This window comes from Nocardia sp. NPDC004604 (assembly GCF_040609795.1).
Taxonomy (GTDB): domain Bacteria; phylum Actinomycetota; class Actinomycetes; order Mycobacteriales; family Mycobacteriaceae; genus Nocardia.
The window spans coordinates 1-15471 of record NZ_JBEXLC010000188.1; the positions used below are offsets into that span (position 1 = coordinate 1).

General features: G+C 66.2%; 16 protein-coding genes and 1 pseudogene. 7 read left to right on the forward strand and 10 right to left on the reverse strand.

The features are described from left to right. From ABZW16_RS38950 to ABZW16_RS38965, 4 genes are all read right to left on the reverse strand, one after another. Nucleotides 1–461: acyl-CoA dehydrogenase family protein (locus ABZW16_RS38950; protein ID WP_354961159.1), on the reverse strand; the 461-nt coding region annotated here is incomplete at its 3' end. Between the two features lie 159 nt (nucleotides 462–620). Then, entirely contained in the window at nucleotides 621–1307 is a 687-nt protein-coding gene (locus ABZW16_RS38955) for a TetR family transcriptional regulator (RefSeq protein ID WP_354961161.1), read from the reverse strand. 278 nt (nucleotides 1308–1585) lie between these two features. Further along, the gene (gene purE, locus ABZW16_RS38960) at nucleotides 1586–2086 is read right to left on the reverse strand and encodes a 5-(carboxyamino)imidazole ribonucleotide mutase (protein WP_354961162.1); all 501 of its coding nucleotides are present in this window, start codon (nucleotides 2084–2086) and stop codon (nucleotides 1586–1588) included. Further along, a complete protein-coding gene (locus ABZW16_RS38965; RefSeq protein ID WP_354961163.1) occupies nucleotides 2079–3287 on the reverse strand; it encodes a 5-(carboxyamino)imidazole ribonucleotide synthase in 1209 nt (402 codons plus the stop codon). Before ABZW16_RS38965 ends, purE begins: the two co-directional genes overlap by 8 nt. A gap of 137 nt (nucleotides 3288–3424) precedes the next feature. On the opposite strand from ABZW16_RS38965, the pseudogene ABZW16_RS38970 reads away from it, so the two are divergent. Further along, nucleotides 3425–3904, forward strand: a pseudogene (locus ABZW16_RS38970) (GtrA family protein); the annotation flags it as partial. Between the two features lie 59 nt (nucleotides 3905–3963). Here ABZW16_RS38970 and ABZW16_RS38975 read toward each other — a convergent pair. Genes ABZW16_RS38975 through ABZW16_RS38985 form a run of 3 tightly spaced genes read right to left on the reverse strand, consistent with a single transcriptional unit; the run spans nucleotide 3964 to nucleotide 6485 of the window. After that, nucleotides 3964–5280 carry a HAMP domain-containing sensor histidine kinase gene (locus ABZW16_RS38975; protein ID WP_354961164.1) on the reverse strand — a complete coding sequence of 439 codons (1317 nt, stop codon included), beginning with the start codon at nucleotides 5278–5280 and terminating at the stop codon, nucleotides 3964–3966. A gap of 18 nt (nucleotides 5281–5298) precedes the next feature. Then, nucleotides 5299–5976: a response regulator transcription factor gene (locus ABZW16_RS38980; RefSeq protein ID WP_330252467.1), complete on the reverse strand. Its 678-nt coding sequence runs from the start codon at nucleotides 5974–5976 to the stop codon at nucleotides 5299–5301. Then, on the reverse strand, nucleotides 5973–6485 hold the full coding sequence (locus tag ABZW16_RS38985) for a PH domain-containing protein (RefSeq protein ID WP_354961165.1): 513 nt from the start codon (nucleotides 6483–6485) through the stop codon (nucleotides 5973–5975). The genes ABZW16_RS38980 and ABZW16_RS38985 overlap by 4 nt, the downstream gene beginning before the upstream one ends. A gap of 308 nt (nucleotides 6486–6793) precedes the next feature. On the opposite strand from ABZW16_RS38985, the gene ABZW16_RS38990 reads away from it, so the two are divergent. Continuing rightward, complete coding sequence (locus tag ABZW16_RS38990; protein WP_354961166.1) at nucleotides 6794–7747, forward strand: acyl-ACP desaturase; 954 nt, start codon at nucleotides 6794–6796, stop codon at nucleotides 7745–7747. A gap of 99 nt (nucleotides 7748–7846) precedes the next feature. Here the strand turns inward: ABZW16_RS38990 and ABZW16_RS38995 are convergent, their stop codons facing one another. Together ABZW16_RS38995 and ABZW16_RS39000 are read right to left on the reverse strand one after the other, a co-directional pair. Beyond that, entirely contained in the window at nucleotides 7847–8647 is an 801-nt protein-coding gene (locus ABZW16_RS38995; protein ID WP_354961168.1) for a biotin--[acetyl-CoA-carboxylase] ligase, read from the reverse strand. An 81-nt stretch (nucleotides 8648–8728) separates the two neighbouring features. Continuing rightward, entirely contained in the window at nucleotides 8729–8911 is a 183-nt protein-coding gene (locus tag ABZW16_RS39000) for a hypothetical protein (protein WP_354961169.1), read from the reverse strand. Nucleotides 8912–9224: 313 nt separating this feature from the next. Between ABZW16_RS39000 and ABZW16_RS39005 the strand changes: the two genes are divergently transcribed. The 3 genes from ABZW16_RS39005 to ABZW16_RS39015 all read left to right on the forward strand — a co-directional run bounded on the left by ABZW16_RS39005 (nucleotide 9225) and on the right by ABZW16_RS39015 (nucleotide 11971). After that, nucleotides 9225–10865, forward strand: a complete 1641-nt coding sequence (locus ABZW16_RS39005) for an acyl-CoA carboxylase subunit beta (RefSeq protein ID WP_354961170.1) — start codon at nucleotides 9225–9227, stop codon at nucleotides 10863–10865. 136 nt (nucleotides 10866–11001) lie between these two features. Next, on the forward strand, nucleotides 11002–11331 hold the full coding sequence (locus ABZW16_RS39010; RefSeq protein ID WP_354961171.1) for an acyl-CoA carboxylase subunit epsilon: 330 nt from the start codon (nucleotides 11002–11004) through the stop codon (nucleotides 11329–11331). A 4-nt stretch (nucleotides 11332–11335) separates the two neighbouring features. After that, nucleotides 11336–11971: a nucleoside triphosphate pyrophosphatase gene (locus ABZW16_RS39015; protein WP_354961173.1), complete on the forward strand. Its 636-nt coding sequence runs from the start codon at nucleotides 11336–11338 to the stop codon at nucleotides 11969–11971. Here the strand turns inward: ABZW16_RS39015 and ABZW16_RS39020 are convergent. Next, entirely contained in the window at nucleotides 11897–12736 is an 840-nt protein-coding gene (locus ABZW16_RS39020; RefSeq protein ID WP_354961174.1) for a transcriptional regulator, read from the reverse strand. The two genes, ABZW16_RS39015 and ABZW16_RS39020, sit on opposite strands and share 75 nt — an antisense overlap. 167 nt (nucleotides 12737–12903) lie before the next feature. On the opposite strand from ABZW16_RS39020, the gene ABZW16_RS39025 reads away from it, so the two are divergent. Next, the gene (locus ABZW16_RS39025) at nucleotides 12904–13818 is read left to right on the forward strand and encodes a sulfurtransferase (protein WP_354961175.1); all 915 of its coding nucleotides are present in this window, start codon (nucleotides 12904–12906) and stop codon (nucleotides 13816–13818) included. A gap of 219 nt (nucleotides 13819–14037) precedes the next feature. Then, nucleotides 14038–15471 (forward strand): biotin carboxylase N-terminal domain-containing protein (locus ABZW16_RS39030; protein ID WP_354961176.1); only part of this gene is annotated, 1434 nt, incomplete at its 3' end.

The window sequence follows — 15471 nt, forward strand, 5'->3', positions numbered from 1 at the left end:
ACCCAGTCGTCGCCGTCCTGCTTGGCGCGGGTGCGCATGCTGGCGGCATCGGAGCCCGCCTCACGCTCGGACAGCGCGTAGGAGGCCATCTCGCCGTTGACGATATCCGGCAGCACCTGCTGCTTGAGTTCCTCGGAGCCGTTGAGGATCAGGCCCATGGTGCCGAGCTTGTTGACGGCCGGAATCAGCGAGGACGAACCGCAGACGCGGGCGACCTCTTCGATCACGATGCAGGTGGCGACCGAGTCCGCACCCTGGCCGCCGTAGGCCTCCGGCACGTGCACCGCGTTGAAACCCGCGGCGGTCAGCGCGGTGAGCGCCTCCTCGGGGAAGCGGGAGTTGCCGTCGACGTCCTTGGCGTAGGGGGCGATTTCCTTCTCCGCCAGTCCGCGGATGGCCGCGCGCAGTTCGTCGTGGAAGTCCTCCAACTGGAACAGGTTGAAGTCCGGATTTCCCGCCATGGGGGCACACTCCTGGTTTGTCGGTCGTGATGGTGCCGGGTCGATATCCAGCGCTCGGCACTCAGTGCCATCTTCTGGCCAAGTATACGTCCAGAATGCAGCGTCAAGTGCAGTTACATCATGGCACTGAGTGTCATATAGTGCATACTATGATTCCGGTCACAGGCTGCCGAGCTGCCTGGTCACCAGATCGGCGACCTGCCGCGGGGGCATATCCCTCGGGAATACCGCGACCACCAACTCCCCGGCGCCCGGCCCTCGGCCCGCACCGCGCGGAATCGCCGCCAACTCCACCCGCAGATCCGCCGCCCCCGCATCCGATTCACCACGCACCATGCGCCGCAACAGGTAGTTGTGCGTGGCCGTCACCGCGGCCGTGAACTGCACCCGCGCCAGATCCGGCACCTCGGGCAGCCGCTCCCGCAGGTAGTCGGTGAACAGCCGCTCGTACCGGAACACGGTCACGATCTCGCGCTCGCGCAGTGCTGGCACCCGCCGCACCACCCGGTACCGCCGCTCGGCGATCTCGCGCCACTGCGTGAACCGCTCGAATACCTGCACCACCGCGGCGCAGACCGCCTCCCACGGATCCCCCTGCGCCGCCGCCAAGAACTCCGCCGCCTGCGCCAACTGCGATTCGTGATCGGCGAAGATCACGTCCTCCTTCGAGCGGAACTGCCGAAAGAACGTCCGCCGGGAAATGCCCGCCGCCTCCGCGATCTCATCCACGGTCGTCGCCTCATACCCCTGCTCAGCGAACAACCGCAGTGCCTGATCCACGACCGTCAGCCGAAACCGAGCCGTCTCGTCGCCATTGCGCGGCCGCCCACTCTCATCAGTCACCACGCGATCACCGTACTGAGCCCCGCCGACCGCATGTGGTCGACCTGCTCGAGGCAAGCGACATTTCGACTGGTCGGGACGCACTGCAGCACAGTTCGCCCGACCTCCGAGGAGTATCCGCACCGCACGCAAGCCGCGGCCGAGCCGCCGCTGACGAACCGCACCGACCGCGGACCGGGACTCATGACCTTCGTGCCGCCCGAAACCACGACGATGTACCGAGCAGCCGCGAAAGCGCGGGGCTTGTCGAATCGGTCGCCGCGCTCCAGGGGGCGGCTCGGTCAGCCGAGGAGTTCGGTGCGGAGGGCTTCGTCCTTTTCCAGAACCATTGTTTCGAGACCGGCCTGGAACTGTTCCATGCGGGTGCGCAGGGCGGAGTCGTGGGCGGCGAGGATGCGGACGGCGAGTAGGCCCGCATTGCGGGCGCCGCCGATGGAGACGGTGGCGACCGGGACGCCCGCGGGCATCTGCACGATGGACAGCAGGGAGTCCATGCCGTCGAGGTATTTGAGGGGGACGGGAACGCCGATCACAGGGAGCGGGGTGGCGGAGGCGACCATACCGGGCAGGTGCGCCGCGCCGCCGGCGCCCGCGATGATGACCTGCAGACCGCGGCCCGCCGCGTCACGGGCGTAGTCGAGCATGCGCTGGGGGGTGCGGTGGGCCGAGACGACGCCGACCTCGAACCGAATATCGAACTCCGCCAGGGCAATCGCGGCGGCCTCCATGGTCGGCCAGTCGGAGTCGCTGCCCATGATCAGGCCAACTTGCGCATTACTCACCGTGGGGATCCCATCCGTCGGTCCAAATCGCGTGCGACATCCAATGCGCCGCGCGCTCGGCCTGCTCGCGCACCACGGCGACATTGTCGCCGAGCACGTTGATATGCCCGATCTTGCGATCCGGACGTTCGCTCTTGCCGTACAGATGCACCTTCGCCTGCGGCATTCTGGCGAAGAGGTGGTGCAGCCGCTCGTCCATCGACATGGTCGGCGCCTCGGGCGCGCCGAGGATATTGGCCATCACGGTGACCGGCGCCAGCGGACGGGTATCACCGAGTGGATAGTCGAGCACCGCGCGCAGATGCTGTTCGAACTGGCCGGTGCACGCGCCGTCCATGCCCCAGTGCCCGGAGTTGTGCGGACGCATGGCCAGTTCATTGATCAGGATCGCGCCGTCATTGGTTTCGAAGAGCTCGACCGCCATCGCACCGACGACGCCGAGTTCGCTGGCCAGGTTCAGCGCGAGCGTCTCGGCCCGGGTGGCCAATTCGTCGCTCAGGTCCGGCGCCGGCGCGATCACCACGGCGCACTGGCCATTGCGCTGCACCGTCTCCACCACCGGCCAGGTCGCGGCCTGACCGAACGGCGAACGGGCCACCATCGCCGACAGTTCGCGCTTGAGGTCCACCTTGGCCTCGGCGAGCAGTTGCACACCGTGCGCGAGCTGATCGGCCACGATCGTCTCGGCCTCGACCGCCGACTCCGGCATCCAGACGCCGCGCCCGTCGTAACCGCCGCGCACCGCCTTCAGCACCACCCGCCAGTCGTGCTCGGCACCGAACCGCACCGCGTCGGCCACCGAGGTGACCGGGGTGAAGGCGGGCACCGGCAATCCGAGTTCGGACAGTTTGGTCCGCATGGCGAGCTTGTCCTGCGCGAAGACCAGTGCGCGCGGCGGCGGCTGCACATTCACGCCCTCGGCGACCAGCGCCTCCAGATATTCGGTCGGCACATGCTCGTGGTCGAAGGTCAGCGCATGCGAGCCGACGGCGGCCTTGCGCAGCGCGGCCAGATCGGTGTGACTGCCGAGCACGACCTCCGGGCTCACCTGGGCGGCCGGGTCGTCCGGACGCTCGGCGAGCACCCGTAGCCGCTGGCCCAAGGCGATGGCAGCCTGGTGCGTCATGCGCGCGAGCTGACCACCACCGATCATGGTGACGGTGGGCATGGCGGCAGGATCGAACGAACGGCGGGAGCTCACGCCGGCACCTCGCTGACGCTCGGCTCCGGCGTGACCTCCATGGAGGCTGTGTTGATGGTTCGCTCGCTTCGCTCCCTCACGTCGTGCAATCTTGTCATGTCCGAGAGTCGGGATTCGTACCGGTACACTCGGGCCTTGTGTCATTCGTCGACGACGTGGTCAACGTCCTCCCCAAGCCGCTGCGGGAGATCGCGTACCGCCACCACGAGCTGATCAAATTCGCCATCGTCGGCGCCACCACCTTCATCATCGACTCGGGCATCTTCTACGTGCTCAAGTGGACGGTGCTGGAGACCAAGCCGGTCACCGCGAAGATCATCTCCGGGGTGATCGCGGTCATCTGCTCCTACATCCTCAACCGCGAGTGGTCGTTCAAGAACCGCGGCGGGCGCGAGAAGCATCATGAGGCGCTGCTGTTCTTCGGTGTCAGCGGTGTCGGGGTGGTGCTGAGCTTCATCCCGCTATGGATCTCCAGCTACGTCTTCGACCTGCGCCAACCCGATGTGAGCTTCACCGTCGAGAACATCGCGGACTTCATCAGCGCCTTCATCATCGGCAATCTGCTGCAGATGGCCTTCCGCTTCTGGGCGATGCGCCGCTGGGTGTTCCCGGACGAAATCAGTGAGCTGGTCGAGGAGATCGAAGAGATGCTCGAGGAAGAGCAGCTCGGCCGCAGCTAGCGCGGCTCCGGCACCTGCGCGCCATTGGACGTGCGCGGCGGCGACGCACTGGACCCCAGGAACATCGCGAACAGCGCGGGCCTGCGCCGCTGCAACTCCAGCCGCCCACCATCGGCCTCGACGAGCGCCCTGGCCAGGGCCAGCCCGACACCGGTGGATCCACCCGCCGAGAAGCCGCGATCGAAGATGTGCGGCGCGAGTTCGTCACGCACACCATCGCCCTCATCGGCCACCTCGACCACCACCAGCGGTTCGCGATCGCTGACCGTGCGCACGGTGCGCACCGACACCGTGCAGGTGCCGCCACCGTGCATCAGCGCATTGTCGACCAGCACGGCCAGTGATTCGCGCAGGCGGGATCCGGTGATCGGGGCGCGCAGGGATTCGTCGCCGATCAGTCGCAGTGTGCGGCCCGCCTCGGTGAACGGATGCGACCACTCCTCGACGACACCGCGCAATTCATCCATCACCGGCACCGGATCCCGGTCGGCGGCATCCTCGTCGCGCGAGGCGCGGACCAGATCATCGATGGCATCGGTGAGCCGGTCGACCTGCGCCATCGCTTCCTCGGCCTCGTGTACCACGGCCGGATCGGAGTGCGCGGACAGCTCGTCGAGCCGCAGGCGAACCGCGGTCAGGCGGCTGCGCAGCTGATGCGAAACATCGGCGACCAGCGCGTGCTCGCGCTGCAGCCGCCCGGCGATCTCGACGGTCGCCGAATCGAGCACATCGGAGACCCGGTCCAGTTCGGAGATCCCGTGCCGACGCGGATCCGGCCGGAAGTCGCCCATGGCCAGCCGTGCCGCCCTGGCCGCCACATCACGCAGCGGATCGGCGACCCGGCGCGCGGTGATCATCGCCACCGACACCGCCGCGCCGAGCGAGGCGAGCACCGCGAAGGCCACCACCGCGACGGCCTGGATCTGCATCATATGCATCGGTCCGGACGGGATCTCCAACCGCAGCGAACCCTTTGTGCCCATGGACAGCGATTCGACCAGTGGGTCTTCGATCTCTTCCGCACCGATATCGAGCCGGGACGCATTGTCCTGCGGCGCCGGATAGATGATGGTCAGCCTGCCGTCCTTAGGGATCAGCGGCCGCACCAACCGGGTGTCGAGTTCGCCGAGCACCATGCCGTCACCGCGTTCCTGGGTGATGATCTCGGTGGCGATCCGCTCCAGCCGGTTCTCCAGATCACTGCGGGTGATGTCCTCGACCCACAGCCACGCGGTATAGATCAGCGGAACGCCGAGCACCACCGTGGTGATGGTCAGCACGGTGAGGATCGATCGCAGAATTCTGCGTCTCATATCAGTTGCGCCGCACCATCAGTCGGTGTTCAGACGGAAGCCGACCCCGCGCACGGTGACAATGCGCCGCTCCGCCATCGGGCCCTCGTCGCCGATCTTGCGGCGCAGCCAGGACATGTGCATATCCAAGGTCTTCGAACCGCGCAGTTCGGCGTCGCCCCATACCTCGCGCAGGATCGTCTCGCGCGGGACCACCTGGCCCGCCCGATCGATCAGCACCTTGAGCAATTCGTATTCCTTATTGGCCAAACCGACTTCGACGCCGTTGACCAGCACCCGTCGCGCGGCGGGCTCCAGCCGGATGCCGCCCACCTCGACGGCCTCATCGCCGATTCCACTGCGCCGCAATAACGCTCGCACCCGCGCGAGCAATTCGGCCAGCCGGAACGGTTTGCCGACATAGTCGTCGGCGCCCGCGTCCAACCCGACGACGAAATCCACCTCGTCGGTGCGCGCGGTGAGCATGAGCACGGCCAGATCGGCGCCACGGGCACGGACCTGACGGCATACCTCGAGTCCGTCCATACCGGGCAGGCCGAGATCGAGAATGAGCAGATCGTGATCGCCCTCGAGGGCCCGTTTCAGCACCGCGGGCCCGAAACGCTCGACGGTGACCGAATAGCCCTCGCGCCCCAGCGCACGCGAGAGCGGTGCGGCGATGGCCTCATCGTCTTCGGCCAGCAGTACGGCGGTCATTGACCCAGATTATCGCGCGACTGTTCGAATACCTGGCGGTACAGCAGCGCATGCACCTGCTGCACCTGCGGAATGTCGTCGTATTCGAGCGGTTCCTCCGAAGACGAACCGATGATCAGGGTGCCGGTGCCGAGCAGCCGGTCGAACAGACCGTGGCGGAATTGCACGCTGGAAATCCGGCTCATCGGGATATCGATGCCGGTGTGGGTGAGCACGCCCTGACGGATCAGCACCCGCCGGTCGGTCACGATGAAATGCGTCGACTTCCAGCTGATAACCGGTGCGGCACAACGCCATACAAGGATGCCGAGCCAGACCACGAGCACCACGATCAGCAGCACCGAACGATTCGTGCCCTCGGCCTTGCGCGAGATGAACCCCCCGGCGAATCCGGCCAGCGCGGTGGCGACGATGAGCGTCACAATCGGCCAGAACAGCATTTTCCAATGCGGATGACGATGGAGTATCAACTGCTCGTCCGGGGCGAGCACCTCCTCCGGATAACCCATGACGGAACCCTACCGCGAGAACACGCCCGAAAGCGTGGACAACGACACGTGCCGTGCTGCACAATCGTCACCTCGCCACATCGGCGACTCGAGCCCTTCTCGAGTCAGCTCGAGTTTCGGCACAGGTTCACCTCATACCGTAGCGACTGCTTGCAGATCCGCTCGAAACGACCAGCCACGACCCGACGGCAGCCCGCTCGACCCGGCTCTGCCCGCTCGACCAGCTCTCGTTCTGTTCTGCGCAATGCCCTGCCTGTGAAAAGACAAGTCCGGCTTGACAAGACGTCGATACGACTGTGGAGGCGTGTGTGACCAGAGATCTGACCCAATTGGAAATCCTGACCGAACTCGAACCGGTGGCCGAACAGAATCTCAACCGCCACCTCTCGATGGCCAAGGACTGGCACCCGCACGACTACGTCCCATGGGACGAGGGCCGCAACTTCGCCGCACTGGGCGGTGCGGACTGGGCACCGGAGCAGTCCAAGCTGAACGAGGTCGCCAAGGCCGCCATGATCACCAATCTGCTCACCGAGGACAACCTGCCCTCCTACCACCGACTGATCGCCGAGCACTTCTCCCAAGACGGCGCCTGGGGCAGCTGGGTGGGCCGCTGGACGGCCGAGGAGAACCGGCACGGCATCGTCATGCGCGACTACCTCGTGGTCACCCGCGGCATCGATCCGGTCGCGCTGGAACAGGCCCGCATGATCCATATGACCCGCGGCGTGCCTTCACCCGAGGGCGGGACCGGATTCCTGGTGAACGTCGCGTATGTGACCTTCCAGGAGCTCGCCACCCGGGTCAGCCACCGCAATACCGGCAGGGTCTGCGATGACGCCATCGCCGACCGCATGCTGCAGCGCATCGCCGCCGACGAGAACCTGCACATGATCTTCTACCGCAATATGTGCGGCGCGGGCCTGGACCTGGTACCCGATCAGGCCATGGCCGCGATCACCACGATCCTCACCAACTTCGTCATGCCCGGCTACAGAATGCCGAACTTCCGCCGCAACGGCGCGCTGATGGCCAAGCACGGCATCTACGACCTGCGCCAGCACCTCGAAGAGGTGGTGCAGCCGGTGCTCAAGAAGTGGAACATCTTCGAGCGAACCGACTTCGGCCCGCGCGGCGAGCAGGCCCGCGAGCAACTCGGCGCATTCCTGGCGAATCTGGAGAAGGATGTGCTCAGGTTCGAAGAGCAGCGCGACCGCCTGCTCGCCAGGGCAGCGGCACGCGGCGCCATGCAGCCCGTCTGATCCGAACATCGGTGCCCGGCAACAGGTTCCGACCCAACCAGCCGCACACCCTGTCGGGATCCGCAGCTCCACAAGGGTGCGGCGCTCGGTCAGTGCGGATCAGTAGTTGGCGCGCAGATGGGTGACGTCGGCCGCGGACACGGCGTGGTCGCCGATCAGCAGGCGGCCCGCGGTGTCGATATCGGTGGCAATGCCCTCGATGGTCTGGCCGCCCGGCAGTTCGGCGCGCACGAGGGCGCCGAGGGTGGCGCACCGGTCGCGGTAGACGCCGATCAGGTCGGTGGTATCCCAACCGGCGTCGCGCCACGCGGTGAAGCGGCGGGCGAATTCGGCCAGCAGTGACTGCACGAGCTCGGTGCGGTCGGTGACCTTCGCACCCGCCAGCGCGAGCGAAGTGGCATGCGGCACCGGCAGTTCCGCCTCGGTGAGATCGACGTTCAGGCCGACCCCGACGACAATGGCGGGTGCCCCACCACCGGAGGCGACTTCGGCCAGGATGCCCGCGACTTTGCGGCCATCGATCAGCACATCGTTGGGCCACTTCAGATTCGCGTCCACACCGGCGCTCGCGCGCAGTGCGTCCACTACCGCGACGCCGGTGAGCAGTGGCAGCCAGCCGAGCGCCGACGGCTCGATGCCGCGCAGCCGCACCAACAGCGACATCGCTATCTGCGCGCGCGGCGGGCTGATCCAGGTCCTGGCATGCCGCCCGCGGCCCTGCTCTTGGGTTTCCGCGAGCAGAACCACGCGATCGGCATCGGCATCCCCGGCCCGGGCGATCAGGTCCGCATTGGTGGACCCGGTCGACTCCACCACATCGATGTGGGAGAAGAACGACAGCTCGGGCAACTCGATGAGACTGCGCCGCAACTGCTCTGCATCCAATGGTGGCCTGTGCACACCGGCAGGTTACTCGGTACGCACCGACCTGCCGCGATAGGTCGACGCCGTCGTTATCGCGGCAGGTCGCGAAGGTCGTAGCTATCCGCAGAGGTCGTATTCGACGGACTCCGCCATGGCGGAGCCCTCCTCCGCCGTGGCGGACTCGGTGGCCTCAGCCCGGTGCTCCGGCTCGACCACGGTCGGTTCGGTGCACACGGTCTGCCAACTGGTCCAGGACGCCGCCGACGCGTATTCGGCGGTACTTCGACTCCACTCCCACATAATTTCCCTCCCCTCGGTCAGTTCAGTACGGCTCAGGTCGCCATGCGCGCGATGCGCGCCCGCCTCCGATCGAACATTTCTCGGACCTCCCCTCGGTCGAATTACTGACGCCCCCAGGCTATCTGGGCACAAGAACGACCCGCCACCGATTTTCGCGGCGCCGGACACTTCACAAGCCCGCCCCGGTTCGCTGATCAACCAGGAAGTTTGCGGCCATTCGCATACCGGAACATGATCTAGCTGGGGTTTTTTACTCACCGGTAAGCGGCACTCGGTTAGAGCGAAGCACTGGCACTGGTTACACTCCGGAGCCATGACGAGTGTCCAGCAGCAGCCCGCATCGGAATCGGCGGGCACCCCCGATATCCACACCACCGCTGGGAAGCTGGCTGACCTGCGTAATCGGCTGGACGAAGCGCAGCACCCCATGGGTGAGGCCGCGGTCGACAAGGTGCACGCCAAGGGCAAGATGACCGCCCGCGAGCGCATCCTCGCACTGCTGGACGAGGGCTCTTTCGTCGAGCTCGACGCACTGGCCCGCCACCGCAGCGTGAACTTCGGCCTGGAGAGCAACCGGCCGCTCGGCGACGGTGTGGTGACCGGCTACGGCACCATCGACGGCCGCGACGTCTGCATCTTCAGCCAGGACGTTACGGTCTTCGGCGGCAGCCTCGGCGAGGTCTACGGCGAGAAGATCGTCAAGGTGATGGACCTGGCACTCAAGACCGGCCGGCCGCTGATCGGCATCAACGAGGGTGCGGGCGCGCGCATCCAGGAGGGCGTCGTCTCGCTCGGCCTCTACGGCGAGATCTTCCACCGCAACATCCAGGCCTCGGGCGTCATCCCGCAGATCTCGCTGATCATGGGCCCGGCCGCCGGTGGCCATGTCTACTCCCCCGCGCTGACCGACTTCGTCGTCATGGTCGACGGCACCAGCCAGATGTTCGTCACCGGCCCGGATGTCATCAAGACGGTCACCGGCGAGGACGTCACCATGGAGGACCTGGGTGGCGCGCACACGCATATGACGAAATCCGGTGTCGCGCACTATGTCGCCTCCGGTGAGCAGGATGCCCTCGATTACGTCAAGGACCTGCTGAGCTACCTGCCGAGCAATAACCGCGCCGAGGCGCCGCGCTTCCCGGCCACCGATCCGATCACCGGCGCCATCGAGGATTCGCTCACCGAGGAAGACCTCGAGCTGGACACGATCATCCCGGATTCGCCGAACCAGCCCTATGACATGCACGAGGTCATCCGTCGCCTGCTCGACGACGACGAATTCCTCGAGGTGCAGGCCGAGCGCGCGATGAACATCATCGTCGGCTTCGGTCGGGTCGACGGCCGTAGCGTCGGCATCGTCGCCAACCAGCCCACCCAGTTCGCGGGCTGCCTCGACATCGACGCTTCGGAGAAGGCCGCGCGCTTCGTGCGCACCTGCGACGCCTTCAACGTCCCGATCATCACCCTGGTGGACGTCCCGGGCTTCCTGCCCGGCACCGGCCAGGAGTACAACGGCATCATCCGGCGCGGCGCGAAGCTGCTCTACGCCTACGGTGAGGCCACTGTGGGCAAAATCACCATCATCACCCGCAAGGCCTACGGCGGCGCCTACGACGTCATGGGTTCCAAGCACATGGGCGCCGATGTGAACCTGGCGTGGCCGACCGCCCAGATCGCCGTCATGGGCGCCTCGGGCGCGGTCGGGTTCGTCTACCGCAAGCAGCTGCAAGAGGCCGCGAAGAGCGGAAACGATGTGGATGCGCTGCGCCTGGAGCTGCAGAACGAGTACGAAGACACCCTGGTGAACCCCTACGTCGCCGCCGAGCGCGGCTACGTGGACGCGGTCATTCCACCCTCGCACACCCGTGGCCAGATCGTCTCGGCACTGCGCCTGCTCGAGCGCAAGATGGTGACTCTGCCGCCGAAGAAGCACGGCAACATACCGCTGTGATCAAGCGATAGCCTCGATGGGCCGCGCACACTGGTTGTAGAGACACAATGAGTGAATTCGACGATGATGGTCGCTTGCTCCACATGACATCGCGTTGGGCATGGGCTCGATCGATATAGAGAGAGGATCTGGCACTGTGACGACCGTGGCAGAAGAAGACGTGTTGACCGCCGCCGAACTGGATCTCACAGTCGACCCGATCGCGGACGTGGTCGAGGTTGTCGCACCCGCGACGAACCCGGCCGCCGAGGCGACCGAGCAACCGTTCATTCGAGTTATCAAGGGCGCGCCGTCCGATGAGGAAGTCGCGGCGCTCGTCTGCGTGCTGTCGGCGGCCGCGAATAGCGGCGGCGGAAGCCAATCGACCGGTCCGTCCGACACCTGGGGTCGCCCGACGCTGATGCATCGCGGCACCTCACCGTTCTCCCCGTACGCGTTCCCACAACTGTCACACCTGCGCGACTGATCGGATGACGAGACTCGTTCTCGCTTCCGCCTCGCCCGCCCGCCGCGAGGTGCTGCGCTCGGCGGGCATCGACCCCGTCGTCCGGATCTCCGATGTCGACGAGGACGCCGTTGCCGCGGCACTGCCGCCCGGCACGGCACCCGAGGTCGTCGTAGTCGAGCTGGCGCGGGCCAAGGCCAGGGCGGTGGCCGCGACAATTCCGGACTTCGCCACGGATTGCGTTGTGGTCGGCTGCGATTCGATGCTGCTGGTCGACGGCGAATTACAGGGCAAGCCACACACGCCCGAGGTGGCGCGCTCGCGCTGGGCCGAAATGGCCGGGCGCAGTGCCGATCTCATCACCGGCCACTGCGTACTGCGGCTGCGGGACGGCGAGGTCATCGCCGAATCCGTCGATTGCAGTTCCACCACAGTGCATTTCGCCAAACCCGACCCCGAAGAGCTGGACGCCTACATCGCGACCGGCGAACCCTTGCAGGTGGCTGGCGCGTTCACACTCGACGGCATGGGCGGCTGGTTCGTCGATCGCATCGATGGCGATCCGTCGAGCGTTATCGGAATCGGATTACCACTGCTGCGCCGACTGCTTGGCGACGTTGGGATCGGCATTGCGCAGCTGTGGAGCCATTCGGCCCGCTGACGGCGGCGCGATCCGCGGCTCGCCGGGGGCCATCCGCGGCTCCGCCCCGGACTCCACGCCGATCGATACCGGCGCCACCTCGCGGTCGTGCTCCGGCTCCCGCAGCACGCCCTGGTTGCGCCGGGCGTCGTGGGCCATGAGCTCCAAACGGACCAGACAGAGCTCCGGCTCGACGAACGGGTGCAGCCGGACATTCACCTCGCCGCGCGCGCCATTGCGGTCGAGAACTTCCTTGATCAGGCCCAGATGCACACCGCACACCACTTCGGAGTGGGTGCGTGCGAGTTCACGCAGCGGGCAGGCGGTCAGCCGGATCAGCACCTGATCATTGGTCTCGGCGGCTGGATCGCGCTCCGGGGCGAAGCCGAGCTCGGAGAGCAGCGTGATGGTGACGTCCTTGGCGTCCTCCAGCGATTCGACCGCATGATCGCCCGCATCGAGCTTGGCGCCCCAGGCACGTCCGGCGGCGACGGCCGCCTCGGAGCGGCGCCGTGGATCGGGGCCGAGTTGATCGGCCAGTACTTGGGCCAGCTCCTGATAACCGACCGATCGCTGAACCGCGCTATAGCCGATGCGCGGGCGGCCGCGGCCGCGCGGGGGCTGCTGGAACTGCCGCACCAGCGATTCCCTGGTGAGTACATCCAGATGGAATCGAACAGTGGTGACGTGCTGTCCAGTGATTCTGGCCAGTTCTTGGGCATCGAGAGGTTCGCTGGCGCCACGTAGGATCGCGAGCAGTCGACGCCTCGGCCAAGAATCGGACATAGCTCACCCCTCCTCCCGGGAGACTTTATCGGATGAGGGTGCGATTTATTCGCCCATTCAGCCGATTTGTGATCTGAAACGAGTTTCCCAAACGCCTCACACCTAACATCGCTGTGAGACCCGAATCGCTATAACCACCCGTCTACCTCGTGTGAAGGACCCATATCGTGCGCGTTGCCCCGGACCCTCATCCCGCTTTCGGTTCTTACGCACATCCTCACCGACTAGTAACCACAGAGTGGCTGTCGGCAAACATCGGCGCGCCGGGGCTGAAGATCATCGAATCCAACGAGGACATACTGCTCTATGACATAGGGCATGTTCCAGGCGCCACCAAGATCGATTGGCGCGGCGACCTGAATGATGCGGTTACGCGTGACTATATCGACGGGGCCCGGTTCACCGAGTTGATGCGCGCCAAGGGCATCGAGCGCGACGATACCGTGGTGATCTACGGCGATCGCGGCAACGCGCAGGCAGCGCACGCCTGCTGGGTCTTCACCCTGTTCGGGCATCCGGATGTGCGGCTGCTCGACGGTGGCCGGGACGCGTGGATCTCCGAGGCGCGCGATACCACTTTCGACCTGCCCTATCTCACCCGCAGCGAGTATCCGCTCGTCAGTCGCGACGACACCACCGTGCGCGCGTTCCGCGAGGACGTACTCGCGCATCTCGGCAAACCGCTGATCGACGTGCGCTCCCCCGAGGAGTACTCCGGTGAGCTGATCCAGCCGCCGATCAATCCCGAGGATGCGGCATTGCGCGGCGGACATATTCCTACCGCGGTCAACATCGCGTGGACCGAGGCCTTCCATAGTGACGGCCGCTTCCGTTCCCGCGCCGAATTGGACGAGATCTACGGCGCGCTGGCGACCGCTGACGATCTGGTGGTCTACAGCCGGGTCGGCGAGCGATCCAGCCACACCTGGTTCGTCCTGACCTATCTGCTCGGCCTCGACGGCGTGCGCAATTACGATGGCTCCTGGACCGAATGGGGCAACTCGGTGCGCATGCCGATTGCCAAGGGGTATGAACCCGGCGACGCACCCGCGGGCAGTGCCCGCAAGGTACGTACCAGGTAGTCCCGATTCGCCTCCGGTGCACCTGATCGCCGAATCCGATCCGCGGATTCGCGGGCTACCTCCCCCGGCCCCACGCCGCCGCCGACGAGGTGTGATCCACGACCTACTGTTGAGTAGGGCTATCCGAGTTCGGGCTCTGTTGGCAGACTGCCTACACTCGCCCCAGACGTAAGTTTGTCGACCACGGGGCGACCAAAAAGATTGCTAACAGGAGGCTCAGTGCCCAGCCATGCCAGCGCGCGGATATCGAAGGTACTCGTAGCTAACCGAGGCGAGATCGCCGTTCGCGTGATCCGGGCGGCCAAGGATGCCGGTATCGGCAGCGTCGCGGTATACGCGGAGCCCGATGCCGATGCCCCATTCGTGAAGCTCGCCGACGAGGCCTTTGCCCTCGGTGGTCAGACCTCAGCCGAGTCGTACCTCGTATTCGACAAGATCCTCGACGCCGCGGCCAAGTCCGGCGCCGACGCCATCCACCCCGGCTACGGATTCCTTTCCGAGAACGCCGACTTCGCCCAGGCCGTCATCGACGCCGGGCTGATCTGGATCGGCCCGTCTCCGCAGTCCATCCGCGACCTCGGTGACAAGGTCACCGCGCGCCACATCGCCGAGCGCGCCAAGGCGCCGATGGCCGCTGGCACCAAGGATCCGGTCAAGAACGCGGCCGAAGTGGTCGAGTTCGCCAAGGAGTACGGCGTACCGGTCGCGATCAAGGCCGCCTTCGGTGGTGGTGGCCGCGGCATGAAGGTCGCGCACTCCATCGAGGAGATTCCGGAGCTGTTCGAATCGGCGACCCGGGAGGCGATCGCCGCCTTCGGTCGCGGCGAATGCTTCGTCGAGCAGTACCTGGACAAGGCCCGCCACGTCGAGGCACAGGTCATCGCCGACAAGCACGGCAACGTAGTGGTGGCGGGCACCCGTGACTGCTCGCTGCAGCGCCGGTTCCAGAAGCTGGTCGAGGAGGCCCCCGCGCCGTTCCTCACCGACGATCAGCGTGCGCGCATCCACGCTTCGGCCAAGGCCATCTGCCGGGAGGCCGGTTACTACGGCGCTGGCACCGTGGAGTACCTGGTGCAGGGCGACACCGTGTCGTTCCTCGAGGTGAACACCCGCCTGCAGGTCGAGCACCCGGTCACCGAGGAGACCGCGGGCATCGACCTGGTGCGTCAGCAGTTCCGCATTGCCGAGGGCCACGCGCTGGAGATCACCGAGGATCCGACGCCGCGCGGGCACTCCTTCGAATTCCGGATCAACGGTGAGGATGCCGGTCGTGGCTTCCTGCCCGCCCCCGGCCCGGTCGCGGTCTACTCCGAGCCGAGCGGTCCCGGTGTGCGCGTCGACTCCGGTGTGGTGCAGGGCAGCGTGATCGGCGGTCAGTTCGACTCGATGCTGGCCAAGCTGATCGTCACCGGCGAGAACCGTGAGCAGGCGCTGCAGCGGGCCCGGCGCGCGCTGGCCGAATTCCACGTCGAGGGGCTGGCGACGGTCATCCCGTTCCACCGCGCGATCGTCGAGGATCCGGCGTTCATCGGTGACGGCGAGAAGTTCGACGTCTACACAGGCGCCGGGGATTCGTCTGACGCGATAGACCGATCGCTGCTGGGAGTCGGACGAGTGAGGAGTTTTTCGGCGAAAGTGCCCGCGACGGTGCCG

Bases quoted from the DNA above. Each gene is read 5' to 3' on its own strand.
- ABZW16_RS39015 (WP_354961173.1), top strand. From the start codon at position 11,336: ATGACGAGACTCGTTCTCGCTTCCGCCTCGCCCGCCCGCCGCGAGGTG.
- ABZW16_RS39020 (WP_354961174.1), bottom strand. From the start codon at position 12,736: ATGTCCGATTCTTGGCCGAGGCGTCGACTGCTCGCGATCCTACGTGGC.
- ABZW16_RS39005 (WP_354961170.1), top strand. From the start codon at position 9,225: ATGACGAGTGTCCAGCAGCAGCCCGCATCGGAATCGGCGGGCACCCCC.
- ABZW16_RS38985 (WP_354961165.1), bottom strand. From the start codon at position 6,485: ATGGGTTATCCGGAGGAGGTGCTCGCCCCGGACGAGCAGTTGATACTC.
- ABZW16_RS38980 (WP_330252467.1), bottom strand. From the start codon at position 5,976: ATGACCGCCGTACTGCTGGCCGAAGACGATGAGGCCATCGCCGCACCG.
- ABZW16_RS39000 (WP_354961169.1), bottom strand. From the start codon at position 8,911: ATGTGGGAGTGGAGTCGAAGTACCGCCGAATACGCGTCGGCGGCGTCC.
- ABZW16_RS38975 (WP_354961164.1), bottom strand. From the start codon at position 5,280: ATGAGACGCAGAATTCTGCGATCGATCCTCACCGTGCTGACCATCACC.